The sequence below is a fragment of the Mesorhizobium sp. BHbdii genome (assembly GCF_053848045.1).
Genome location: NZ_JBSPKX010000001.1, coordinates 1,691,120 through 1,713,296 on the forward strand (window position 1 = coordinate 1,691,120; position 22,177 = coordinate 1,713,296).

The 22,177-nt window shown below is 61.6% G+C and carries 25 protein-coding genes; 17 read left to right on the forward strand and 8 right to left on the reverse strand.

Features of this window, described 5'->3' with window-relative positions; genetic code table 11:
* The first annotated feature begins 22 nt into the window (after window positions 1-22).
* Window positions 23-1,651, forward strand: coding sequence for a DNA alkylation response protein (locus ACWTU8_RS08190; RefSeq protein ID WP_455847724.1), 1,629 nt, complete (start codon window positions 23-25; stop codon window positions 1,649-1,651).
* On the opposite strand, the gene ACWTU8_RS08195 is transcribed toward ACWTU8_RS08190, so the two are convergent.
* Window positions 1,633-2,571 (reverse strand): AEC family transporter, encoded by a 939-nt coding sequence (locus ACWTU8_RS08195; RefSeq protein WP_029352826.1) that lies wholly within the window; start codon window positions 2,569-2,571, stop codon window positions 1,633-1,635. The two genes, ACWTU8_RS08190 and ACWTU8_RS08195, sit on opposite strands and share 19 nt — an antisense overlap.
* Before the next feature lie 167 nt (window positions 2,572-2,738).
* On the opposite strand from ACWTU8_RS08195, the gene ACWTU8_RS08200 reads away from it, so the two are divergent.
* Window positions 2,739-3,317 (forward strand): hypothetical protein, encoded by a 579-nt coding sequence (locus tag ACWTU8_RS08200; RefSeq protein ID WP_455847725.1) that lies wholly within the window; start codon window positions 2,739-2,741, stop codon window positions 3,315-3,317.
* Window positions 3,317-3,628: a DUF6105 family protein gene (locus ACWTU8_RS08205; RefSeq protein WP_127314907.1), complete on the forward strand. Its 312-nt coding sequence runs from the start codon at window positions 3,317-3,319 to the stop codon at window positions 3,626-3,628. The genes ACWTU8_RS08200 and ACWTU8_RS08205 overlap by 1 nt, the downstream gene beginning before the upstream one ends.
* On the opposite strand, the gene ruvX is transcribed toward ACWTU8_RS08205, so the two are convergent.
* Window positions 3,595-4,080: a Holliday junction resolvase RuvX gene (gene ruvX, locus ACWTU8_RS08210; protein ID WP_455847726.1), complete on the reverse strand. Its 486-nt coding sequence runs from the start codon at window positions 4,078-4,080 to the stop codon at window positions 3,595-3,597. The genes ACWTU8_RS08205 and ruvX overlap by 34 nt on opposite strands.
* A 101-nt stretch (window positions 4,081-4,181) precedes the next feature.
* Here ruvX and ACWTU8_RS08215 point away from each other — a divergent pair, with 101 nt between their 5' ends.
* The 5 genes from ACWTU8_RS08215 to ACWTU8_RS08235 all read left to right on the forward strand — a co-directional run bounded on the left by ACWTU8_RS08215 (window position 4,182) and on the right by ACWTU8_RS08235 (window position 8,379).
* Complete coding sequence (locus ACWTU8_RS08215; RefSeq protein WP_455847727.1) at window positions 4,182-4,889, forward strand: metal-dependent hydrolase; 708 nt, start codon at window positions 4,182-4,184, stop codon at window positions 4,887-4,889.
* Between the two features lie 144 nt (window positions 4,890-5,033).
* Complete coding sequence (gene gatC, locus ACWTU8_RS08220; RefSeq protein ID WP_455847728.1) at window positions 5,034-5,321, forward strand: Asp-tRNA(Asn)/Glu-tRNA(Gln) amidotransferase subunit GatC; 288 nt, start codon at window positions 5,034-5,036, stop codon at window positions 5,319-5,321.
* Window positions 5,322-5,328: 7 nt separating this feature from the next.
* Window positions 5,329-5,787, forward strand: a complete 459-nt coding sequence (locus ACWTU8_RS08225) for a GNAT family N-acetyltransferase (protein WP_455847729.1) — start codon at window positions 5,329-5,331, stop codon at window positions 5,785-5,787.
* Window positions 5,787-7,352 (forward strand): amidase, encoded by a 1,566-nt coding sequence (locus ACWTU8_RS08230; protein WP_455847730.1) that lies wholly within the window; start codon window positions 5,787-5,789, stop codon window positions 7,350-7,352. The genes ACWTU8_RS08225 and ACWTU8_RS08230 overlap by 1 nt, the downstream gene beginning before the upstream one ends.
* Window positions 7,353-7,575: 223 nt before the next feature.
* The gene (locus tag ACWTU8_RS08235) at window positions 7,576-8,379 is read left to right on the forward strand and encodes a YdcF family protein (protein ID WP_455847731.1); all 804 of its coding nucleotides are present in this window, start codon (window positions 7,576-7,578) and stop codon (window positions 8,377-8,379) included.
* Here the strand turns inward: ACWTU8_RS08235 and ACWTU8_RS08240 are convergent.
* Entirely contained in the window at window positions 8,316-9,071 is a 756-nt protein-coding gene (locus ACWTU8_RS08240) for a DUF599 domain-containing protein (protein WP_455847732.1), read from the reverse strand. The genes ACWTU8_RS08235 and ACWTU8_RS08240 overlap by 64 nt on opposite strands.
* Window positions 9,072-9,233: 162 nt before the next feature.
* On the opposite strand from ACWTU8_RS08240, the gene ACWTU8_RS08245 reads away from it, so the two are divergent.
* From ACWTU8_RS08245 to ACWTU8_RS08260, 4 genes are all read left to right on the forward strand, one after another.
* The gene (locus ACWTU8_RS08245; RefSeq protein WP_455847733.1) at window positions 9,234-10,637 is read left to right on the forward strand and encodes an L-serine ammonia-lyase; all 1,404 of its coding nucleotides are present in this window, start codon (window positions 9,234-9,236) and stop codon (window positions 10,635-10,637) included.
* 130 nt (window positions 10,638-10,767) lie between these two features.
* On the forward strand, window positions 10,768-11,205 hold the full coding sequence (locus tag ACWTU8_RS08250; protein ID WP_254020132.1) for a DUF1489 family protein: 438 nt from the start codon (window positions 10,768-10,770) through the stop codon (window positions 11,203-11,205).
* Window positions 11,206-11,303: 98 nt separating this feature from the next.
* A complete protein-coding gene (locus ACWTU8_RS08255; RefSeq protein ID WP_455847734.1) occupies window positions 11,304-12,035 on the forward strand; it encodes a VWA domain-containing protein in 732 nt (243 codons plus the stop codon).
* Window positions 12,035-12,733: a DnaJ domain-containing protein gene (locus ACWTU8_RS08260; protein WP_455847735.1), complete on the forward strand. Its 699-nt coding sequence runs from the start codon at window positions 12,035-12,037 to the stop codon at window positions 12,731-12,733. The genes ACWTU8_RS08255 and ACWTU8_RS08260 overlap by 1 nt, the downstream gene beginning before the upstream one ends.
* Window positions 12,734-12,778: 45 nt before the next feature.
* On the opposite strand, the gene ACWTU8_RS08265 is transcribed toward ACWTU8_RS08260, so the two are convergent.
* On the reverse strand, window positions 12,779-14,194 hold the full coding sequence (locus ACWTU8_RS08265) for a D-alanyl-D-alanine carboxypeptidase (RefSeq protein ID WP_455847736.1): 1,416 nt from the start codon (window positions 14,192-14,194) through the stop codon (window positions 12,779-12,781).
* A gap of 106 nt (window positions 14,195-14,300) precedes the next feature.
* Between ACWTU8_RS08265 and ACWTU8_RS08270 the strand changes: the two genes are divergently transcribed.
* The 4 genes from ACWTU8_RS08270 (at window position 14,301) to clpA (ending at window position 17,915) form a co-directional block, all read left to right on the forward strand.
* The gene (locus tag ACWTU8_RS08270) at window positions 14,301-14,441 is read left to right on the forward strand and encodes a hypothetical protein (protein ID WP_455847737.1); all 141 of its coding nucleotides are present in this window, start codon (window positions 14,301-14,303) and stop codon (window positions 14,439-14,441) included.
* Between the two features lie 70 nt (window positions 14,442-14,511).
* Window positions 14,512-14,841: a phasin family protein gene (locus tag ACWTU8_RS08275; RefSeq protein WP_455847738.1), complete on the forward strand. Its 330-nt coding sequence runs from the start codon at window positions 14,512-14,514 to the stop codon at window positions 14,839-14,841.
* A 272-nt stretch (window positions 14,842-15,113) separates the two neighbouring features.
* Complete coding sequence (gene clpS / locus ACWTU8_RS08280; protein ID WP_029352795.1) at window positions 15,114-15,440, forward strand: ATP-dependent Clp protease adapter ClpS; 327 nt, start codon at window positions 15,114-15,116, stop codon at window positions 15,438-15,440.
* 6 nt (window positions 15,441-15,446) lie between these two features.
* Window positions 15,447-17,915: an ATP-dependent Clp protease ATP-binding subunit ClpA gene (gene clpA, locus ACWTU8_RS08285; RefSeq protein WP_455847739.1), complete on the forward strand. Its 2,469-nt coding sequence runs from the start codon at window positions 15,447-15,449 to the stop codon at window positions 17,913-17,915.
* Between the two features lie 95 nt (window positions 17,916-18,010).
* Here clpA and ACWTU8_RS08290 read toward each other — a convergent pair whose 3' ends face one another.
* The 4 genes from ACWTU8_RS08290 to ACWTU8_RS08305 all read right to left on the reverse strand — a co-directional run bounded on the left by ACWTU8_RS08290 (window position 18,011) and on the right by ACWTU8_RS08305 (window position 21,033).
* Window positions 18,011-18,442 carry an HIT family protein gene (locus tag ACWTU8_RS08290; protein ID WP_455847740.1) on the reverse strand — a complete coding sequence of 144 codons (432 nt, stop codon included), beginning with the start codon at window positions 18,440-18,442 and terminating at the stop codon, window positions 18,011-18,013.
* A 129-nt stretch (window positions 18,443-18,571) separates the two neighbouring features.
* Entirely contained in the window at window positions 18,572-19,789 is a 1,218-nt protein-coding gene (locus tag ACWTU8_RS08295) for a GNAT family N-acetyltransferase (protein WP_455847741.1), read from the reverse strand.
* A 43-nt stretch (window positions 19,790-19,832) separates the two neighbouring features.
* Complete coding sequence (locus tag ACWTU8_RS08300) at window positions 19,833-20,561, reverse strand: glycerophosphodiester phosphodiesterase (protein ID WP_455847742.1); 729 nt, start codon at window positions 20,559-20,561, stop codon at window positions 19,833-19,835.
* 7 nt (window positions 20,562-20,568) lie between these two features.
* Complete coding sequence (locus ACWTU8_RS08305) at window positions 20,569-21,033, reverse strand: RidA family protein (RefSeq protein ID WP_455847743.1); 465 nt, start codon at window positions 21,031-21,033, stop codon at window positions 20,569-20,571.
* A 137-nt stretch (window positions 21,034-21,170) separates the two neighbouring features.
* Between ACWTU8_RS08305 and ACWTU8_RS08310 the strand changes: the two genes are divergently transcribed.
* Entirely contained in the window at window positions 21,171-22,001 is an 831-nt protein-coding gene (locus ACWTU8_RS08310) for a cell envelope integrity EipB family protein (protein ID WP_029352783.1), read from the forward strand.
* Window positions 22,002-22,177: the final 176 nt, after the last annotated feature.

The following is a 22,177-nucleotide window of genomic DNA, read 5'->3' on the forward strand; positions in this document are numbered from 1 at the left end:
CTTGTGATGATAAGGACAGTGCGTGACCGACGACGTGACGAACCAGCCGCCTCCGCTGGCAGGCGGCAACGCCTGGCGGGGCGATCCGTTGCTGATCCAGCTTGCCGAGCGTTTTTCCGATCCGGTGCGCAAAGATCTCGATGGGCTTGGCCGTTTCGTGCTGACGCAGGAGGCGCAGGAATTGGCTCGCCTGGCCAATGTCGAGACGCCGAAGCTCAGGACCCATGACCGGCGGGGCCGGCGCATCGATCTGGTCGAGTTTCATCCAGCCTATCACGCATTGATGCGCCGGTCGGTGGCGCACGGGCTGCATTCGTCGGTCTGGGAAAATGGCGATGCCGAGATCGGCCGCCGTCATCAGGTGCGCGCCGCGCGTTTCTACCTGACGGCCGAGCTCGAAACCGGGCATCTCTGTCCCATCACCATGACCAGCGCATCGCTGGCAGCGCTGATGGCAAGCCCGAAACTGTTTCGCGAATGGGCGCCGCGGGTGACGACACGCAAATACGACCAGAGCCAAAAGCCGCCGGTCGAAAAGACCGGGCTGACGCTCGGCATGGGCATGACCGAGAAGCAGGGCGGCACCGATGTCCGCGCCAACATCACCAGGGCCGAGCGGGCCGGCAGCAGCTTCTATCGGCTGACCGGCCACAAATGGTTCATGTCAGCGCCGATGTCGGATGCGTTCCTGGTGCTTGGACAGGCGCCGGAAGGACTTTCGTGCTTTCTCGTTCCCCGCATTCTCGGCGATGGTTCGAGCAACGGCTTCCGCTTCCAGCGGCTGAAGGACAAGCTCGGCAACCGCTCCAACGCCTCGTCCGAAGTGGAGTTCGTCAACGCCATCGGCGAGATGGTCGGCGAGCCCGGGGCGGGCGTGAAAACGATCATGGACATGGTGACGCTGACCCGGCTCGATTGCGCGATCGCCTCTTCGGCGATCATGCGTGCCGGCCTGGCCGAGGCCGTCCACCACACCCGTCACCGCCAGGTGTTTGGAACCAATCTGATCGAGCAGCCGCTGATGCAGCGCGTGCTGGCCGACATGGCGCTCGACGTCGCCGCGGCCACCGCGCTGTCGTTCCGGCTGGCGCGCTCCTTCGACGAAGCGGCCGGCGACCGCGGCGAGGCGGCCTTCGCTCGCGCCATGACGCCGGTCGTAAAGTACTGGGTCTGCAAGATCGCACCATCGCTGCTCTACGAAGCGATGGAGTGCCTCGGCGGCAATGGCTATGTCGAGGAGGCGCCGCTCGCCCGCTACTATCGCGAAGCTCCGGTCAACGCGATCTGGGAGGGATCCGGCAACGTCATGGCGCTCGACGTGCTGCGCGTGCTGGGGCGTGCACCCGGCCTGTTCGAGGAGGTGCTGGCCGGCATCGATCGCGATCTCGGCGCTGGCGGACGCGGCACCGTCGGTGTACTCAAGGCGGCAATGCAGGTCGCGGCAACCGACGAGGGCTCGGCCCGCCTGCTCACCGAGCAACTGGCGCTGTCGGCGGCTGCGGCGGAGCTTCGCAGGCTGGGGGCAGGGCGGATCGCCGACGCCTTCGTCGAGACGCGCCTCGCCGGCCAGTGGCGCAACACCTATGGCATGCTCGATTCGCGCCATGACGCGCGCATGATCATCGACACGCTCTATCCGCCGACGAACTGAGCCGCCAATAGCAGTACAACCGGAATGGTCGCGAAGGAAGCAAGCGTCTGCAGCGTCGTAACCGTAGCGTAAAGCTCGGCGTCGCCGCCCATCTGCTTGGCCAGCACATAACCGTTCATGGCGGTCGGCACGGCGCCGCACAGGATGAGAAACAGCAATTCCTCGCCGGTGACGCCAAGCAGGAGCGAAATGGCCAGCAGCAGCGCCGGAAACACCACCAGCTTGACCGCAACCGGGACGAGGATAGCGATCCTGGGCTTGACCAGGCTGTCGAGCCTCAGGCCCGCACCAATGCCGACGAGGCCAAGCCCAAGCGCGGCCTGGCCGATCAGCTGAAGCGTCTTGTTGACCGGCGCAAAAAGTTCGAAGGGCAGCGCGCGCAGCAGAAGACCGCCGGCAGCCGCGATCACCATTGGATTGGTCGCCATGCGGCGGATCAGCGTCGGCCAGTTGGCCGTCCTGTCGGCGAAGCGTGTAACCACGAAAACCGTCACAAGATTGATCGGCAGGATGATGATCGCCATCACCAGCGCGACGACAGCCATGCCGGCGGGCGGAAACAGTTTCTGGGCAATGGCCAGCGCCATGAAACCGTTCCAGCGGATCGACGTTTGGAAAATCGACGAGAATTCGGCCGCTCCGGCAAGACCGGCCTTGCGCAGAAACGGCCACAATGACAGCACGAATACAAACATCAGCGGCACGGTGATTGCCAGCGCCAGCATCATGGCATCCAGCTGCAGGCCGGTGAAATCGGCGTTTACGATCGTCACGAGAATCAGTGTCGGATAGAAGAACCAGTAGCCCAACTGGTCGATGCCGTGCCAGCCCGCCGGATCGATCACATCGACGCGCCGAAGAATATTCCCGCACAGGATAAGCAGGAAGATCGGCAGAATGCTTTCGAACGTGGCTTGCATGGAAGCGTCTCGGAGGGAGACTGTGCCATAGCAGGCATTGCCGGCATGTAAAGCGCCACGACCGGCGCTGTCGTGCTCCTGCGGACGTCCGTTAACCTTAACAAATGGTTTCCATTGCGGTGGCGGGCTGCAAAGCCCACTGTCCTGTTTACGGAAGCAGGAACGCCATGCGGCATATATTGAGCTCCTTTCTGGCCTTGCACTGGGCGGTCGTTTTCGCCCTGCTGGCGTTCCTCTGCATCGACGGGAATCGCGGTGTTGCGGCAGCGCTTGGCGTGCTCGGCGTCGCCGTCCAGAACACCCGCTTCGCCGACCTCGAAAACGCCGTTGTCGTGGCACCGCTTGCTGTAGCGCTGCTGGTCGTAGCGGTGCTGTTCTGCTGGGCCTTTGTCGGGACTCTGTTTAGCGATCCGACAAATCCGGACGCCACCGACAGCGTCGTGCGGGTCGCCTTCATCTCCGCCTCCGGCGTATTGTCGCTGATTGTCGTCGGCGGCGCCGCGCAGGGCATCAACGGGCTGTTCATGGTTGTCGCGGTGCAACTGGCGGCGCTGCTGGCTTCCTATGTCGCCATGCTCGCAGAGCGGCGGTCGGCCCTTGCCGCAGCGGTTCCGGGCACCGGTGAAATCCGTGCCGCCGCGCATGTGATGGCGAAGGCGGCGGCGCACAACTCGGCGCTCTCGCGCATTTCCGGCCGGCTGGACACGAACTTGAGGCCGGACACGAACTTGAGGGATGGCCGCTGATGCGTACCTTGTTCGCGTTATGGGCGGCCCCGCTCGCCCTGTTCTGGGGCTGGTTCTTCCTGTCGCTCAACGACATCAATTTCGGTTATGTCATGCTGAGCCGCCAATTGCATGACCTCGTCTTCCAGCTTTATGGGGAGATGCTCGGCATTGATCCGGCGCTCATTCCCGGCATGGTGGCAAAGGCCTGCATCTTCGACAGTCTGCTGCTCATGGCATTTTGGGCGTTCCGCCGCCGCCGGGTGATCGGCGGTTGGATCAGGATAATGCGCGACCGCTATTTCGGCCAGGCATCGACGCCGAGCGCCTGAAGCCGGTCGAGAACGCCCTGCAGAATAAAGGCCGCCGCGGCCGAATCGATCTTGCCGGCGCGTTTGCGGCGCGAAAAATCCATCTCGATCAACGTCCGCTCAGCCGCCACCGTCGACAGTCGCTCGTCCCACAAAACGAAGGGCAGGTCGGTCACACCAGCCATGTTGCGGGCGAAGGCGCGGGATTTCTGGGCGCGCGGGCCTTCCGACCCGTCCATGTGGATCGGCAGGCCGAGCACCACGGCGCCGACGTTCTCTTTCTGCAGCAAGGCGAGCAGCACAGCTGCATCCAGCGAGAATTTCCTGCGCATGATGACCGGACGCGGATGGGCGAAGGCAAAGCCCCTGTCGGAAACCGCCACGCCGATGGTCTTGTCGCCGAGGTCGAGCCCGGCCAGCGTCTTGCCGCCGCTGAGCCGCGCCGGCAACTCTTCGATGGTGATGATGCTCAACGGCCTTCCTTGGACCACACGCCGCGAAGGGATGCTGTGGGACTTTAATTTCACTGCCGGCGTTCTATCCTTTGGCGAAGCAAAAATCGAGGAAGGTATTCATGAAACTGACCTGGTACGGACATTCCGCATTCTGCATCGAAACCACCGACGCGAAAATCCTCATCGATCCCTATCTGATCGGCAATCCGTCATGGACGAGCGGCTGGGAAGGACCGGCGGAAGGGGTCACGCATGTTCTTTTGACCCATGGCCATAGCGATCACATCAGCGGTGCGCTCGAAGTGCTTGGGAAAAGCGGCGCTATGCTGGTCGCCAATTTCGAGGTCTGCATGTATCTGGTCGGCAGGGGCGCCAGCGACAAGAAGATCAATCCCGGCAATATCGGCGGCACCGTGGATTGCGGCGGTTTCACCACCACCTTCGTCCAGGCGCTGCATTCATCGTCGTTCCCGGGTGACAATGGCCTGAACACCTATCTCGGCAATCCAGGCGGCCTCGTCCTGCATTTTCCGGAAGACAAGACGCTCTATCACATGGGCGACACCGACATCTTTTCCGACATGGCGCTGATCAACGAATTACATGAGCCGAAGATCGGCATCGTTCCGATCGGCGACCGCTTTACCATGGGTGGCGCGGTGGCAGCCCTTGCCTGCCGCCGCTTCTTTCAGTTCGAGACGGTCATTCCCAGTCACTTCGGCACGTTCCCGATCATCGACCAGACCGCCGACAAGTTTGTCGCGGGGTTGGACGGATCCGGCGTGAAGGTGGCGTTGCCGGAGATCGGTGGGACGATTGCGTTGTAGAGGATGCCCAAGGCGGCAGCTATCTCAGCTGCGACGGCGTGGCCTGCCAAAGACCTTCTGGGCCGGTTCTCAGCACGATGCATGTTGCGCGGCACGCGCCGCGCCGCTATAGCGCGAACTGATTTTTCCGAGGCACGCACAAACATGTCCGTTGATCATCAGACTGTGAAGCGCGTCGCGCGTCTCGCCCGCATTGCGGTGAGCGAGGAGGATGCCGAGCGCATGACCGGCGAGTTGAACGCCATTCTGGGCTTTGTCGAGCAGTTGAACGAGGTCGATGTTTCCGGCGTCGAGCCGATGACTTCGGTGATTCCGATGGAAATGAAGAAGCGCCCGGACGTCGTCACCGACGGCAGCAAGGCGGCCGACATCGTCGCCAACGCACCGGCCACCGAAGAGAATTTCTTCCTCGTTCCGAAGGTCGTGGAGTAGCGGGCCGATGGCAATCGAGATCGCCATCGAGACGCCGCTGCAGGACGATGTGCGCGGGCTGGTTAAGGCGCTCAACGCCACGCTGCTGCAGCTGACGCCGCCGGAGCACTGCTATCACATGACCGTCGAACAGATGGCCGACAACGACACAACTGTCTTCATCGCTCGCGACAACGGCCTTGCCGTCGGTTGCGGCGCGCTGAAGCGCCACGATGGCGCCGTCGGCGAGATCAAGCGCATGTACACGCGGCCTTCGCATCGTGGACAGAAGATCGGCGCCAGGATCGTCGAGCGGATCGAAGCGCTGGCGCGCAATGAAGGGCTGAAGCGTTTGGTGCTGGAAACCGGCGACCGCCATCCGGCAGCGTGGGCCGTCTATGAAGGCGCCGGATTTTCGCGCTGCGGCCCGGTGCTGGACTATCCCGATACCGAGTGGTCGGTGTTTTACGAAAAGAGCCTTGCCTGATGAGCGACCTGACCCACCTGACGATTTCGCAGGCCCGCACCAAGCTGCGCGCCAAGGAAATCACCGCAACCGAGATCACCGAAGCCTATCTCCAGGCGATCGAGCGGGCCAATCCGACGCTCAACGCCTATGTCGTCGTTACCGACGACAAGGCGCGCGACATGGCCAAGGCCTCGGACGCGAAGCTGGCGAAGGGCGAGGGCGGGACGCTCGAAGGCATACCGCTCGGGATCAAGGACCTGTTCGGCACCGAAGGCATCCACACCCAGGCCTGCAGCCATGTGCTGGATGGGTTCAAGCCGCATTACGAATCGACTGTCACTGCCAATCTGTGGGCCGACGGCGCCGTGATGCTCGGCAAGCTCAACATGGACGAGTTCGCCATGGGCTCGTCCAACGAGACCTCCCACTACGGCCCCGTCGTCAATCCGTGGCGGCGTTCGCGCCTCGACACGGTGGTGATGCCAACCACGCATCAGGGCGATGGCGGTTTCGTCTCGGCCGGCGGCACCAGGACCGCGCGCACGCTGGACAATGCCCGGCTGGTGCCGGGCGGTTCGTCAGGCGGCTCGGCCTCCGCCGTTTCAGCGCTCCTATGTGCCGGCGCCACCGCCACCGACACCGGCGGTTCGATCCGCCAGCCCGCCGCCTTCACCGGCACGGTCGGCATCAAGCCGACCTACGGCCGCTGCTCGCGCTGGGGTATCGTCGCCTTCGCTTCGTCGCTCGACCAGGCCGGACCGATCGCCCGCGATGTGCGCGACGCCGCGATTCTCTTGAAATCGATGGCCTCGGTCGATCCGAGGGACACCACCTCGGTCGACCGGCCGGTGCCGGATTACGAGGCGGCGATCGGCAAGCCGATCAAGGGCATGAAGGTCGGCATCCCCAAGGAATACCGCGTCGAGGGCATGCCCGACGAGATCGAGGCGCTGTGGCAGAAAGGCATTGCCTGGCTGAAAGATGCCGGCGCCGAGATCGTCGATATTTCGCTTCCGCATACCAAATATGCGCTGCCGGCTTATTACATCGTCGCGCCCGCCGAAGCCTCTTCAAACCTCGCCCGCTATGACGGCGTCCGCTACGGTCTGCGCGTGCCGGGCAAGGACATCGTCGACATGTACGAGAAGACCCGCGCCGCCGGCTTCGGCCGCGAGGTCAAGCGCCGCATCATGATCGGCACCTATGTGCTCTCCGCAGGCTACTACGACGCCTACTATCTGCAGGCGCAGAAGGTGCGGAATCTCATCAAGCGGGATTTCGAAAATGCATTCACGGCCGGCGTCGATGTCATCCTGACACCGGCAACGCCGTCGGCGGCCTTCGGCATCGCCGACGAGGACATGGCCGCCGACCCGGTCAAGATGTACCTCAATGACATCTTTACGGTGACCGTGAACATGGCCGGACTGCCAGGCATCGCCGTACCCGCGGGGCTTGACGCCAAGGGCCTTCCGCTCGGCCTGCAGCTCATCGGCCGGCCCTTCGACGAGGAAACTTTGTTCCAGACCGCCCATGTCATCGAACAGGCGGCGGGTACGTTCCAGCCGGAAAAGTGGTGGTAGGATCGTTTCTAATCCAAGGCGTCGCATTTGAATGATGCGAGGCACTTTAGTCCTGGCTTATGAATGTCGTTGCCCCAACACTGCTACGCGGTTTTGGGCGGCATGCGTTAGAGCGACGTGCATCCACTTGGACGCACAAAGGACACTCTAACACTTTGAATCTACGCATCGTGCTTTCTTAAAATCGGTACCGATCTTTGGGCCGATGCGGTGAGGGTGAGGGATGTTCTTCTATCTTTCCAAATTTCTCTGGTTCTTTGTCCAGCCGTTGAATGTTGCGATCTTCCTGCTGCTGGCTGGGCTGTTGGCGTCGAGGTTCGGGTGGCAACGATTGGCGACCGCCGGCAGCTTCCTTGCCCTCGTCATTTTAGCGCTTTCGACATTGACCTCGCTCGGGGCAATGATGCTCATTCCGCTGGAGCAACGCTTCCCCAGGCCGCCGTTGCCAGAAAAGGTGGACGGTATCATTGTGCTGGGCGGCGGTTTGGAGGGCGCCACCAATGCCGTGCGTGGCGGCTATGAATTGAATGGCGCCGGCGACCGGATCGTCGAGGCGGCCGTACTGGCACGGCGTTTTCCGACAGCGAAAATCGTTATCTCCGGTGGCACCGTCCAGATGCTCGCCGAAGGTGAGGGCGATGCAGATACGGGGCCGCGTCTGCTCACTGCGCTTGGCGTGACGGCCGATCGGCTGGTCCTCGAGAACAAATCCCGCAACACTTACGAGAATGCAGTCTTCACCAGGGAACTGGTGACGCCAAAACCGGGTGAGACCTGGTTGCTGGTGACATCAGCCTTCCACATGCCACGCGCCACGGCGCTGTTCGACAAGGCCGGCTTTCCGACCATTCCGTGGCCGGTCGACTACATGACCACTGGCAAGGAAAGCATCGGTGCGTTCTTCCCTTATAGCGGGTTGGAGGTCACCACCACCGCAATCCGTGAATGGATCGGGCTCGTCGCCTACTGGCTGTCGGGCCGCATCGATCGGCTCTTCCCCGGACCGGGTGTTGGCTCGGGCGGCTGACCGATCACGGCTTGCCGCGCCGCCGAGAAGAACTGGCGACGCACCAGGACCGCCAGCAAAAGCAGCGTCGACAGCACGAACACTTTTGGGTCGACGAACCAGCCGAGATAACCGATCGAGAAAAACACGCCGCGAAGGCCGGAATTGAAGTGTTTCCCGGCCAGCATGTTCATGCGCGCGGCACGCCATACCGCCGTCTCGCTAACTGGGTTACGTGAAGCCTCGCCATGCGGAATCGGCACAGCTCCGATCAGAATCGAGCAGTAGTTGAACAGCCGGTAGGCCCAGCCGAACTTGAAAAAGGAATAGGCAAGGATCAGCACCAATCCGAGCACCTTCATCTGAAAGGCGGAGCGGGATGATGTCGCGCCGAGCGGTAGATCGCTCAGCATCGAAACAACCTGATCGGAGGCGCCGACCAAGGCAAAACAGCCGCCGATCGCAATCAGCGAACTGGAGGCGAAGAAGGCGGTTCCCTGTTGAAGACCTGCCATAATGGCGGTGTCGACGATGCGGATCTCGCGTTCGGCCATGGTCCGCATCCAGGCTTCGCGCTGGACGTTCATCGCTGTCGTCAGCGACATGCGGCTGACCAGCTTCCCGTCGGATGCGAGCGTATGCAGCACCCATACGAAAAGGAAGAAGGCCAGCGCCACGAGGTCGGCCGTCGACAAATGAAAGGAATCGCCCATGCGACCCTTTTATCACAAGCGGTGGCGCCGCTTCGATTGGCGGAACGCAACGATGTCGCTGCCGGAGCAAACAAGGTCGGCAGGTGCAGCGCCGCGATCTTCGAAAGAGCGGAAACATCACAGGAATTCCTATATGTAAATTCCAGTAGGAGACAGCGGCGCGTGTTCCTTTCGGTTTTCGACCTGTTCAAGATCGGCATTGGACCATCGAGTTCGCACACGATGGGACCGATGACAGCTGCGCGGCGTTTTCTCGACGAGGTCGCGGGAGATGACTGGCCACGCCCGGCCGGCGCCAAGGTCGACCGCATCGCCGCCAGCCTGCACGGCTCGCTTGCCTATACCGGCATCGGCCATGGTTCCGATCGCGCCGTCGTGCTCGGGCTTGCCGGCCAGACGCCGCAGACGGTGGACCCCGATCAGGCGGACAACATCGTCGACCGTATCGCCGCCGACAAGCGGATTTCGCCGCCCGGCCATCCCTCCTATCGCTTCGACCCGGCGACGGATCTGGTGCTGGATCGCAAGACGCCGCTTTCCGGCCACGCCAACGGCATGGCTTTTTTCGCCTATGATGCCGACGACCGCCTGCTGCTCAAACGCATCTATTATTCGATCGGCGGCGGCTTCGTGGTTTCCGAGGAGGAGCTGCAGCGGATGAAGGTGAAGGGCTCGGTGACGACGGAAGGCAAGAAGGTTCCATACCCCTTCAAGAACGCCGTCGAGATGCTGTCGATGGCGGCGAAAAGCGGCCTTTCCATCGCCGACATGAAGCGCGTCAACGAAGAGACGCAGATGCCGCGCGAGGAACTCGACGCCGGCCTCGACGGCATCTGGAGCGCCATGAAGAGCTGCATCGAGCGTGGCCTGTCGCAGGACGGCATCATGCCGGGCGGGCTGAAGGTGCGCCGACGCGCGCGGCAATTGCATGACAAGCTGCAGGAACAGTGGCGGCAGAACCGGCCCAATCCGCTGCTCGCCAACGACTGGCTGTCGATCTATGCCATGGCGGTGAATGAGGAGAACGCCGCCGGCGGGCGCGTCGTCACCGCGCCGACCAATGGTGCTGCAGGCACGCTGCCCGCGGTGCTGCGCTACTGGCTGCATTTCCATCCCGAGGCCGACCAGCCAAGCATCCGCGATTTCCTGCTGACCGCGGCAGCGATCGGCGGCATCATCAAGACCAACGCTTCGATCTCGGGCGCCGAAGTCGGCTGCCAGGGCGAGGTCGGTTCGGCCTCGGCGATGGCGGCAGCGGGGCTGTGCGCCGTGATGGGCGGCACGCCCGAGCAGGTCGAGAACGCCGCCGAGATCGCGCTTGAACATCATCTCGGCATGACCTGCGATCCGGTCGGCGGGCTGGTGCAGGTGCCTTGCATCGAGCGTAACGCACTCGGCGCCGTCAAGGCGGTGACTGCTGCTTCGCTGGCCATCAAGGGCGACGGCGTTCATTTCGTGCCGCTCGATGCCGCGATCGAGACCATGCGCCAGACCGGCCTCGACATGAACGAGAAATACAAGGAAACCAGCCTCGGCGGACTGGCCGTCAATATCGTGGAATGCTGAGCCAAACTTTGCACTGGGGATTGGAACTGTGGAGAACAGCACTGTGGAGAACAGCACTGCGAAGACTGGCACTGTGGAGAAAGTCGACCAGGCCGTTGACGCCTTCGCACGCCGGACTAAACCTTAATTCATGTCTCTTAATCTCATAAAGCTCTGCGTCGGCTGCGACAGCGTTGAAGATCTCGAAGAGTGGATTGCCTTCCGCCTCGACGAACGGCGGCGCGCCGGTGAACCGGTCGAGCATTACCACACCACCCGCATGATGCCGACGCGCGGCGCCGAGGTCACCGATGGCGGTTCCCTCTACTGGGTGATCAAGGGTAATGTGCAATGCCGCCAGTTGATCACGGAAATCCGTCCTTTCACCGATGACGAGGGCATCGGCCGCTGTCATCTGATGCTCGATCCCGCGGTGGTGCGCACCGAATGGCAGCCGCGCCGCGCCTTTCAAGGCTGGCGCTACCTGAAACCGTCAGACGCACCGGCCGATCTCGGCAAGGGTAAAGCGGGATTGGTCGAGATGCCGCCGAAACTCAGGCGCGAGCTTGCCGATCTCGGCCTTCTCTAGGAAGGTCCCCCAAATTCAAAGCTGCCGTGCCCGCTGGCCCTCCAGGTCGCCTCATGCTGGGCTTGCAAGCTGTGCGACAACGCCACATCTTGAATGTCATGAGCGACAAGAAGCAGCCCGTGCCCGCAAAGGCCAATCCTGCGCCGGTCGAGTCCCAATCGAGCACTGGCGAGATCGACGCCTTTATCCGTCAGGCAAGGACGCTCGCTGCGTCCGCGGCCGGTTCTGGCAGGCTGATACTCTCGCTCGACGCGACGATGAGCCGCCAGCCGACCTGGGACCTTGCCTGTGCGCTGCAGGGCGAGATGTTCGACGCCGTCGGCAAGGCCGGAGCGCTGAAGGTTCAATTGGTTTATTTTCGTGGTCTTGGCGAGTGCCGCTCATCTGCATTCGTCACCGATACGGACGCGCTGAAGCAACTGATGGCGCGAATCGAATGCCGCAGCGGCCACACCCAGATCGGCAAGGTTCTCGCCCATGCACTGAAACAGACGGCGGCGGCCAAGGTGAATGCGCTGGTCTATATCGGCGACGCGATGGAAGAAAACATAGACGATCTGGCCGAAAAGGCCGGCAGCCTCGGCCTGCACGGCGTTCCTGTCTTCGTCTTTCAGGAGGGCCATGATGCCGGTGCAGAAAAGGCATTTAAGGAGATTGCGCGCCTGTCCAAAGGTGCTTGGTTCCGATTTGATCGTCGGGCCGCCGCAACCTTGGCCAGCCTGCTTTCGGCGGTCGCCGTGTTTGCAACCGGCGGGCTGAAGGCACTGGAGGCCAGGGGCAGGCCGGAAGACCGGCTGATGATCGAGCATCTGCGGAGCAGCAGAAAATAATGGGCGCGATTATCGCATTCGTGGCGTTGCTTTTGGTGCTGCTCGGCGTGGCCACGATCTTTCTCCGCGCCGACCCCGCGAGACTCGCAAGCGGGATGAGGACACTTGGGCCCGTCATGCTGGCGCTGATCGGCGTCGCCGTGCTTCTGGTCGGACGCGAAGGTATCGGCGGCTTGATCCTGTCGACGGCGCTCGCCTGGTATGGCTCCATGCGGATGAAGCGGCCGACGGCGAAACTGGAGCCGGGCAAGCATTCGACGGTGCGCACCGCGGCACTCGAAATGGAGCTTGATCACGATACCGGCAATCTGGAGGGGCTCGTGCTCGCCGGCCGCCATGAAGGCAAGATGCTTGGCACGATGAGCCTTTCGGAGTTGCAGCAACTTTATCGCGAGCTCCCCGGCGACCCGGAGAGCCGCCAGTTGCTAGAGACGTATCTTGACGGCAGATTTCCCATCTGGCGCAAAGACGCTGAGGCGAATGGTGGCGAAGGGCTGGGTGTTTCGCCAGGTTCGGGCGCCATGACTAAGGAGGAGGCCTACAAGATCCTTGGTCTTGAAGCGGGGGCCGCCGCGGCGGATGTCCGCAAGGCGCACCGCCGCCTGATGCAGCGCCTGCACCCCGATATCGGCGGCACGTCTTTTCTGGCGGCGCGGATCAATGAAGCCAAGGACGTCTTGCTCTCCAATCACAACTAGTCTCCTTCGACGCAGAATTTTTCCGGGAGATGTTTTCGACGCCGTCTACTGCTGGACGGCGTAGCACTCGATTTTCTTTTTCTTCAGGGCGTTGCAGGCTTTCCAGGCAGCAGTCTTCGAACCAAAGCCGAACCGGGCGCGGTAATAGGTGACGCCGTCCTTTTCGAAGGCGACGGTGAAACCTGTGGCATCGGCGAGGATCGAAGGCGCCTGCTTGCTCGTCTCGTCCAGGAGAGCCTGGGCTTCGGATTGTTTTGGCGAAGAGGCGACCTGGACTGCCCAGCCGGACGGCACCGATGCCGTGTTGACGGGATCGACCGCCGCCGGTTCGGCGTAGGCTGCTGCGACCCTTGCCGTCGCGACATCGTCCGCCGTGGCCGCGGCCACTGTGTCGACCTTCTTGGTCTGAGAGACGGGCCTGGTCTGGACGACGGGGGTGGCTTCTTCAACGGCGGGGTCGGTTTCCTCAACTAGCGAGGCAATGGCATCATCGTCAGGGGCATCGTCGTCCGGCCGGCTGTCCGGCGTCGGCGCGTCGCGCTTGGGCAGGAACACTTTTGCCAGCGCGCTGATCGGGTTGCCGCCGCCGGCCTTGGCGACCAGCATGCCGCTGCCGCGCGACGACGCCTTCGGCAAATAGGTTTTGATCAATGCGGCCATCTGGTTGTCGCGGCTGCCGCCGGATTTCCCGCCTATCACCACCGCCACGATGCGGCGATCGCCGTCGTCGACCGAGGAAACGAGATTGTAGCCGGAGGCGCGGGTGTAACCGGTCTTGATGCCGTCGACGCCCTTGATGCGCCCAAGCAGGCGGTTATGGCCGTTGATGCGCTTGCGGCCGTAGAGAAACGAACGCTGCGAGAAATAGCCGTAATACTGGGGAAAATGCTCCCGCAGCGCGATGCCGAGCACCGCCATGTCGCGCGCGGTCGTGAACTGACCGGGGTTTGGCAAGCCGTGGGCGTTGCGGAAAACGGTCCCCTTCATGCCCAGCGCCCGCGCCTTGGCTGTCATCATGTGGGCGAAATTGGCTTCATTGCCGCCGAGAAGCTCGCCGAGCGCCGTCGCCGAGTCATTTGCCGACTTGGTCACCATCGACAGGATCGCGGTCTCGACCGTGATCGCGCCGCCCCGTCTGACGCCGAGTTTCGTCGGCGGTTCAGCAGCAGCATTGGCCGAAAAGACGACCCGGGAGTTCTTGCTGATCTTGCCGTTCGCCATGGCCTCGAAGGCCAGGTAAAGCGTCATCATCTTGGTGAGCGAGGCCGGATAGCGCCGACCATCGGCATTCGAAGAATAAAGCACCTTGCCGGTCTTGGCATCGATGACGATGGCCGCCGACCTCGCTGCCATGGACGAAGCAGCGTCGGCAACGACGAATGTCATCGCCAAAGCGAGGATCATTATCGTTTTCAAAGAGGACGCGGATTTGGAGAGAATGCCCGACAACGCCTGACGCACCGATGGTTCCTTTGAATTTTTTGTTGCTGGAAGGCGGCAAAGGTCCTGCCTCACTTCGAACCAAGCTATCGCGGTCAGCGTTACCAATCCGTTTATGGTAACCATCGTGTTCACCATTTTCTTCGGGCTTGAGTTTCCCTTTATTCGAATTTTAGCCATTGCCGGTGGCTGGGCCTGCACGCCGGGCCGGTCGCCTGGAACCGCGCTCGGCGAAACATTGACTTTTTGTGCAGTGCACAATATATGACTTGCATTGCACAACGCGGCCTGGACAGGGCGCGTCCACCGTTCAACGGCTACTGTCAAGGGAGCGTGAAATGACCCAGACCTATGAAGATTTCAGCAAATATGGCAAGGAGTTTGCCGACACCGGCTTGAAGAGCTTCGCATCCCTTTCCAAGGGTGCGCAGGCCATCGCCGCCGAGGCGGGCGAGTACACCAAGAAAAGTTTTGAGGCTGGCAGCGCAGCAGCCGAGAAACTTTTGTCGGCCAAGTCGCTGGAGAAGGCGATCGAGATCCAGTCCGATTTTGCCAAGCAGTCGTACGAAGCCTTCGTCGCCGAAGCGACCAAGATAGGCGATCTCTATGCCGAACTCGCCAAAGAAGCCTACAAGCCGTTCGAATCAATCGTCGCAAAAGCGAAATAATCTCGCTATAATGTGAAGATGGCTCTCGGGCCTGCAAGACAGACCCGGTCGCGAACGCGCGGCCGGGTTTTTCATGGCAATTTGAAATCAGGGGGCTCTGCCGCCTTCACGATTTCGAAAATCGGCCAAGTTTGGCCACCTAGCCATATTGTCAGCTAAACAGAAGGGCTTAAAATCGTTCATCGAAGACCTACATGTCGAACTCGCATGGGGATTCGAAAAGGCAGGGCTACGTGACGATTGGTTTGACTGCCATGAGAGATGTGGTGCGGATGCAAAACGGCAACGACGGCAATGAGGCCGGTCGCGGCACGGCTGTTATCACGCGCACCAAAACCAAGACCAAGAAGCCTAGCCTTTATCGGGTCCTCATTCTCAACGACGACTATACGCCCATGGAATTCGTGGTTCACGTACTGGAGCGTTTTTTCCAGAAGGACCGTGAAGCCGCCACACGCATCATGCTACATGTTCACAATCATGGAGTGGGCGAGTGCGGGGTCTATACATTCGAGGTGGCCGAGACCAAAGTGTCTCAGGTCATGGATTTCGCCCGACAGAATCAGCATCCGCTGCAATGCGTGATGGAGAAGAAGTGAGGTAACATGCCGGCTTTCTCCCAAGGCCTGGAAAAGGCGCTTCACCAGGCGCTGACGCTAGCCAATGAGCGGCACCACGAATACGCAACCCTTGAACATTTGCTGCTCGCTCTCATCGACGACACCGAGGCGGCCGCGGTCATGCGCGCCTGCAACGTCGATCTCGACGAGCTGAAGCACACGGTTCTCACCTATATCGACACCGAGCTCGACAATCTCGTCACCGGCTACGACGAGGATTCCAAGCCGACAGCCGGTTTCCAGCGCGTCATCCAGCGCGCGGTGATCCATGTGCAGTCGTCCGGCCGCGAGGAAGTCTCCGGCGCCAACGTGCTCGTTGCGATCTTCGCCGAGCGTGAGAGCCATGCCGCCTATTTCCTGCAGGAACAGCAGATGACCCGCTACGACGCGGTCAACTACATTTCGCATGGCATCGCCAAGCGTCCCGGCGCATCCGAGACGCGGTCGCCGCGCGGCGCCGACGACGAGCAGGGCGGCCAGAGCGGCGCCGAGCCGCAAGAGGACGGCGGCAAGAAAAAGCAGCAGCAGGACGCACTCACCGCCTATTGCATCAATCTGAACAACAAGGCCAAGGCCGGCAAGATCGATCCGCTGATCGGCCGCGGGTCCGAGATCAACCGCACCATCCAGGTGCTGTGCCGCCGCTCCAAGAACAATCCGCTCTATGTCGGCGACCCCGGCGTCGGCAAGACGGCGATCGCCGAGGGCCTTGCCAAGCGCATCGTCGAGGGTGACGTGCCGGAAGTGCTGCACAACGCCACCATCTTTGCGCTCGACATGGGAACATTGCTGGCCGGCACCCGCTATCGCGGCGATTTCGAGGAGCGGCTGAAGCAGGTCGTCAAAGAACTCGAGGATTATCCGGGCGCGGTTCTGTTCATCGACGAGATCCACACCGTGATCGGGGCAGGGGCGACGTCGGGCGGCGCCATGGATGCGTCGAACCTGTTGAAGCCGGCGCTGTCGTCCGGAACGATCCGCTGCATCGGCTCGACCACCTACAAGGAGTTCCGCCAGTTTTTCGAGAAGGACCGCGCTTTGGTGCGGCGCTTCCAGAAGATCGACGTCAACGAGCCGACCATCGAGGACGCCATCGAGATCATGAAGGGTCTGAAGCCGTATTTCGAGGAGTTCCACAAGGTTCGCTACACGGCTGAGGCGATCAAGGCTTCGGTCGAACTGTCGGCGCGCTACATCAACGACCGCAAGCTGCCGGACAAGGCAATCGACGTGATCGACGAGACCGGCGCCTCGCAGATGCTGGTGCCGGAAGCCAAGCGAAAGAAGACTATCGGCATCAAGGAGATCGAAGCGACGATCGCCACCATCGCCCGCATTCCGCCGAAGACGGTTTCCGCCGACGACGAGAAGGTGCTGGCCGGTCTCGACGTTGAGTTGAAACGTGTCGTCTACGGTCAGGACACCGCGATCACGGCATTGACCTCGGCGATCAAACTGGCGCGGGCCGGCCTGCGCGAACCGGAGAAGCCGATCGGCTCCTACCTGTTCTCGGGACCGACCGGCGTCGGCAAGACCGAAGTGGCAAAGCAGCTCGCCGCCTCGCTCGGTGTCGAGCTGATCCGCTTCGACATGTCGGAATACATGGAACGCCACACCGTCTCGCGGCTGATCGGCGCGCCTCCCGGCTATGTCGGCTTCGACCAGGGCGGCCTGTTGACCGACGGCGTCGACCAGCATCCGCATTGCGTGCTGTTGCTGGACGAGGTCGAGAAGGCGCATCCGGACCTGTTCAACATCCTGCTGCAGGTCATGGACCACGGCAAGTTGACCGACCACAACGGCAAGCAGATCGACTTCCGCAACGTCATCCTGATCATGACCACCAATGCGGGCGCCTCGGATGCGCAACGCGCGGCGATCGGGTTCGGCTCGACCAAGCGCGAAGGCGACGATGTCGAGGCGATCAACCGGCTGTTCACGCCGGAATTCCGCAACCGTCTCGATGCGATCATCCCGTTCGGCTCGCTGCCGGTTCCGGTCATCCATCAGGTGGTGCAGAAGTTCGTCATGCAGCTCGAGGCCCAGCTCTCCGAGCGTGGCGTCACCTTCGACCTGTCGCAGGAAGCGATCGCCTGGCTGGCCGAGAAGGGCTACGACGAGCGCATGGGAGCACGGCCGCTCGGCCGCGTCATCCAGGAGCACATCAAGAAGCCGCTGGCCGACGAGGTGCTGTTCGGTAAGCTCAAGAAGGGCGGCACGGTGCGTGTCACCGTCGAGAAGAAGGAGACCGGCGAGACCGGCCTGAAGCTCGAGTCGCTCGCCGACGAGGCGCCGGTCAAGCCGAAAAAGGAAGAACCGGACGACACACCGAAACTCAAGAAAGCTGCCAGCAAGAAGCCCGTCGCGAAAAAGGCGATCGCGCAGAAGGCGGAGCCCAAGGGCAAGGATGGCGGCAAGCGCAGCTTGGTGCCGCAACTGCCCCGAAAGGCATGATGGCCTGAAAAATAAAAAAGCCCCGGAAACGGGGCTTTTTTTTTGGATAAAGAGGTAGTGGATGCTGGAGGCGTGCGCGACGCCCGGCTTCAGCTTCAGCTTCCCAGCTCTGTTCGTATCTTGTCAGCATTCTCAGTCAACACTTCCGGTTTCTCCATCTGCCCGCTATGCGGCTTCAAAGGGATTCCCTCGAAGCGCGGAATGACATGGACATGGAGGTGGTAGACGGTCTGGCCCGAAGCAGGCTCATTGAACTGCAGGATGGTGACACCATCGGCGCCGAAGGCCTTCTTCACCGCCAACGCCACCTTCTGCACGACGGCGAAGAGCGGGCCGAATACTGCCGGGTCCGCGTCAAGCAGGTTGCGCGACTGCGCCTTCGGCACAACCAGCGTATGACCCGGCCCTTGCGGCATTACATCCATGAAGGCAACGATCGCGTCATCTTCATAGACGCGATGCGACGGGATTTCACCGCGCAGAATTTTCGCGAAGATATTGTTGCTGTCGTAGGTGGGGTCAGCCATGGCGTGCGCTCCGGATTGTGCCTTGCTCTACCGCATCAAACCCGAAAATCGGAATCGATTTTCGGAAAGTACGATGCGGAGATTCAAAGTGTTAGAGCATGCTTTGTGCGTCCAATTGGACGCGGCGCCCTAACCGTCCGCCACATCCTTGCGGAACGGCGTGTGCTCTTCAAGATAGTCGCCCATCCGCTCCACTTCGCGCCGCTCGCGCCTGAGATAGTCGGCGACCGCGTTGCGCAAGCCGGGATGCGCGATGTAATGCGCCGAATGCATGGTCACCGGCCTATAGCCGCGCGCCAGCTTGTGCTCGCCTTGCGCGCCGGCTTCGACCACTTTCAGCTTACGGTCGATCGCGAAGTCAATCGCCTGGTGATAGCAGACCTCGAAATGCAGGAACGGATGGTCTTCGATGCAGCCCCAGTTGCGGCCGTAGAGCGCATCGTAACCGATGAAATTGATAGCGCCGGCAATGTAGCGTCCATTGCGCTTGGCCATCACCAGCAGAATGTCGTCGGCCATGCGCTCGCCGATCATCGAGAAAAACTCGCGGTTGAGGTAGGGCCGCCCCCATTTCCTGCTGCCGGTATCCATGTAGAAGGCAAAGAAGTCGTCCCAGATCCTTTCGGTGAGATCCCTGCCGGTCAGCCAGTCGATCGAGATGCCGTGGGCTAGCGCCTCGCGCCGCTCCTTCTTCATGGCCTTGCGCTTGCGCGACGCCAGAGTGGCGAGAAAATCGTCGTAGGTCGAAAAACCTTCGTTGAAGAAGTGGAACTGCTGGTCGGTGCGGTGCAGGAAACCCGCCGCTTCCAGCGCCCCGACATCCTTCTGCTGCGCGAAGGTTACGTGCGCGGAAGAAACGCCGAGCTTGTCCGTCACCGCCTTAAGGCCTTCTGCCAAGCCGGCTTTCACGGCGCGACTGTCCTCGCCCTTGTTGACCAGCAGGCGAGGACCGGTGACCGGCGTGAACGGCACGGCGCATTGCAGTTTTGGGTAGTAACGCCCGCCGACGCGCTCGAACGCGTCGGACCAGCCGTGATCGAAAACATACTCGCCCTGGCTATGCGATTTCAGGTAGCAGGGAACGGAACCGAGCAGTTTTCCCTGCGCTGTCTCCAGCCTGAGATGATGACCCCGCCAGCCGGTGCGCTGCACGGCGCAGCCCGAATCTTCGAGCGCGCTCAGAAAAGCGAACGAAACGAGGGGGTTGTAGCCGTTTTCTGTATCGCCGCGTGCGGTACCGCCGAGGCCATCCCATTCCGCGCAGGTGAAGGCTCCGATGCCGGAGGCAACCCGGATCGCATACGCTCCATTCGCCGTTTGCCCGTCGCCTTCATCGCCTTGATCCATGAGGCTTATTTAAGCTCCGTGCCGGTCCATGCAAGCTCGGTTTTCAAGCGACCTGCACAAGATCGGGTTCGAATCCTTCGAACGTCATTTGGTCGGCGTATCTAAAGGTCAGGTCGACCGCCGGTTGGTCGAGCACGGTCCACGTGATAACCGGCATTTTGAGCCTTTCGCGCACGAAACTGACAAACCGGTTCGGCAGGTCGCCGGCGGCGTAGGAGGCGAAGGCGATGTCGTGCGCCAGCATGGCGAAATGCGCCTCGATCAGCTTGACGTCCTTGCCATAAGCGGTCAGTCCGCCCGGAACGCCGGGCGCGTGTTTCGGGAAATCGCGGATCAGCCAGTGGTCGAACGACATGATCGCCGCCTTGCCCTTGTAGCGCTTGAGCATCTCGCCGACACTTTCCACCAGACCTTCGTCCCGGCCGGGGACCCCTTTCAACTCGACGACCATCGGCACACGACCATCGACCAGGTCGAGTGCCTGCTGCAAAGTCGGCAGATGGTCTGATGTGCCGCCAATCCTGAGCGCCGTCATCTCCGCTGCCGTTCGCTGCCAGACGAAGCCGTCCTGGCCGGTCAGCCGCTTCAGATCGCTGTCGTGAATGACGACCGGGATGCGGTCAGACGACAGATGCACATCGCATTCGATCGCATAGCCGCGTTCGGCTGCCGCGGCAAAGGCGGAAAGCGTGTTCTCCCACCGCGTCTTGTTCATGTCGTGGAGGCCGCGATGGGCAACGGGTCGGGCGGTCAGCCAGGAAAGATCGGTCATGACTGGCTCATTCGACTTCGAAGATGGCTTCTATTTCCACTGCGGCATTAAGCGGCAGTGAGGCGGCGCCGACGGCGGAGCGGGCATGTTTGCCGTGATCGCCGAGCACTGCAACCAGAAAATCCGAGGCGCCGTTGGCAACCAGGTGCTGTTCGACAAAATCCGGTGCCGAGGCGACGAAGACGGTGAGCTTCACCAGGCGGCGGATTTTCTCAAGATCGCCAAGGGCTGTCTTGGCCTGCGCCAATATGTTGATTGCGCAGTATTTTGCCGCTTCCTTGCCGCTTGCGGTGTCGACATCGCGGCCGAGCAGTCCGCTCGCCTGCAGCTTGCCCTCGCTGAGCGGCAGCTGTCCGGCGGTGAACAGCAGATTGCCTGACCTGGAATAGGGCACGTAATTGGCGGCGGGCGCGGCTGCGACCGGAAGCGTCACGCCGAGATCGCTTAGCCGCTTTTCGATTGTTTCGCTCATGGTATTTCCCTATTGCTTGATGACGCCGGGCAGGCCGGGCCGAAATTGCTATTTTTGCCTCGCTTCCGCCACGACTTTTTTTAAGCTGGACCCTCTTTCCTGCGGCCTGCCATCAGGCGCGATGATCGGAGCCCCTCATGCGCGCAACACGCCTCGCATTCCACGCTGTCCTGCTGCCAGCGGTGTTCTCGATGGCGCCGGCTTTTGCCGTACCGGCGCTGCAAGCCCATCGCGCGGTTTACGATCTGAGCCTGGACAAAGCCTCCGATCGCTCCGGCATTACCGGCATTTCCGGCCGCATGGTTTATGAGTTCAACGGCTCACCTTGCGAAGGCTACACGGTGAAGTTCCGCTTCGTCACCCAGATTGCCACTAACGACAATGCAACAAAGCTGACCGACCAGCAGACGACCACTTTCGAGGACGCCGAAGGCAAGACGTTCTCGTTCGTGACAAAATCCTTCGTCGACCAGAACCTCGACAAGGAGGTCAAGGGCACCGCGACGAAGGAGACGAAGGGCCTCAAGGTCGACATCGACAAGCCGGAGAAGAGCAGCCTCGAACTCGCTGCCACCCAGTTTCCGACCCAGCATCTGGCCGAACTGATCGACAAGGCCGAAAAGGGCGAAAATTTCTACGAAACCAACCTGTTCGACGGCTCGGAAGATGCCGACAAAGTGATGACCACCACCGTCGTCGTCGGCAAGAAAGCCGATGCCGACAAAGCTGATCCGGAAGCGCCGGCATTGGCGAAACTCGCCACCGACAAATACTGGCCAGTCGACATCGCCTATTTCGACGGCACCGACAAGTCAGGCGAGGAGGTGCCGGAGTACCGGATCAGCTTCAAGCTGCATGACAACGGCATCACGCGCGACCTCGTCATGGACTATGGCGAGTTCTCGATGACCGGCAAGCTGGTCAATCTGTCGTTATTCGATCAGTCGAAAGCCTGTCCGCCGAAATAGGCTTCAGGTTAACCACGCCCGCAAGGCGGCGCCTACAGCGCCGCGCGTTCTTGGCCGCGCAAAGGACGCTGAAGCACTTTGATTTTGCGTATGATCCTTTCCGAATCGATTCCGATTTCTGGGGTCATGCGCCATGACTTGAACACGCCGCAATTGCATCTCAACTTCTACGCCGA

What these genes read in the sequence shown, in the direction of transcription:
- ACWTU8_RS08195 (WP_029352826.1), bottom strand. Translation starts at nt 2,571, where the DNA reads ATGCAAGCCACGTTCGAAAGCATTCTGCCGATCTTCCTGCTTATCCTG.
- ACWTU8_RS08200 (WP_455847725.1), top strand. Translation starts at nt 2,739, where the DNA reads ATGCGGCATATATTGAGCTCCTTTCTGGCCTTGCACTGGGCGGTCGTT.
- ACWTU8_RS08205 (WP_127314907.1), top strand. Translation starts at nt 3,317, where the DNA reads ATGCGTACCTTGTTCGCGTTATGGGCGGCCCCGCTCGCCCTGTTCTGG.
- ACWTU8_RS08215 (WP_455847727.1), top strand. Translation starts at nt 4,182, where the DNA reads ATGAAACTGACCTGGTACGGACATTCCGCATTCTGCATCGAAACCACC.
- gatC (WP_455847728.1), top strand. Translation starts at nt 5,034, where the DNA reads ATGTCCGTTGATCATCAGACTGTGAAGCGCGTCGCGCGTCTCGCCCGC.
- ACWTU8_RS08225 (WP_455847729.1), top strand. Translation starts at nt 5,329, where the DNA reads ATGGCAATCGAGATCGCCATCGAGACGCCGCTGCAGGACGATGTGCGC.
- ACWTU8_RS08230 (WP_455847730.1), top strand. Translation starts at nt 5,787, where the DNA reads ATGAGCGACCTGACCCACCTGACGATTTCGCAGGCCCGCACCAAGCTG.
- ACWTU8_RS08235 (WP_455847731.1), top strand. Translation starts at nt 7,576, where the DNA reads ATGTTCTTCTATCTTTCCAAATTTCTCTGGTTCTTTGTCCAGCCGTTG.
- ACWTU8_RS08240 (WP_455847732.1), bottom strand. Translation starts at nt 9,071, where the DNA reads ATGGGCGATTCCTTTCATTTGTCGACGGCCGACCTCGTGGCGCTGGCC.
- ACWTU8_RS08250 (WP_254020132.1), top strand. Translation starts at nt 10,768, where the DNA reads ATGTCTCTTAATCTCATAAAGCTCTGCGTCGGCTGCGACAGCGTTGAA.
- ACWTU8_RS08255 (WP_455847734.1), top strand. Translation starts at nt 11,304, where the DNA reads ATGAGCGACAAGAAGCAGCCCGTGCCCGCAAAGGCCAATCCTGCGCCG.
- ACWTU8_RS08260 (WP_455847735.1), top strand. Translation starts at nt 12,035, where the DNA reads ATGGGCGCGATTATCGCATTCGTGGCGTTGCTTTTGGTGCTGCTCGGC.
- ACWTU8_RS08275 (WP_455847738.1), top strand. Translation starts at nt 14,512, where the DNA reads ATGACCCAGACCTATGAAGATTTCAGCAAATATGGCAAGGAGTTTGCC.
- clpS (WP_029352795.1), top strand. Translation starts at nt 15,114, where the DNA reads ATGCAAAACGGCAACGACGGCAATGAGGCCGGTCGCGGCACGGCTGTT.
- clpA (WP_455847739.1), top strand. Translation starts at nt 15,447, where the DNA reads ATGCCGGCTTTCTCCCAAGGCCTGGAAAAGGCGCTTCACCAGGCGCTG.
- ACWTU8_RS08290 (WP_455847740.1), bottom strand. Translation starts at nt 18,442, where the DNA reads ATGGCTGACCCCACCTACGACAGCAACAATATCTTCGCGAAAATTCTG.
- ACWTU8_RS08295 (WP_455847741.1), bottom strand. Translation starts at nt 19,789, where the DNA reads ATGGATCAAGGCGATGAAGGCGACGGGCAAACGGCGAATGGAGCGTAT.
- ACWTU8_RS08300 (WP_455847742.1), bottom strand. Translation starts at nt 20,561, where the DNA reads ATGACCGATCTTTCCTGGCTGACCGCCCGACCCGTTGCCCATCGCGGC.
- ACWTU8_RS08305 (WP_455847743.1), bottom strand. Translation starts at nt 21,033, where the DNA reads ATGAGCGAAACAATCGAAAAGCGGCTAAGCGATCTCGGCGTGACGCTT.
- ACWTU8_RS08310 (WP_029352783.1), top strand. Translation starts at nt 21,171, where the DNA reads ATGCGCGCAACACGCCTCGCATTCCACGCTGTCCTGCTGCCAGCGGTG.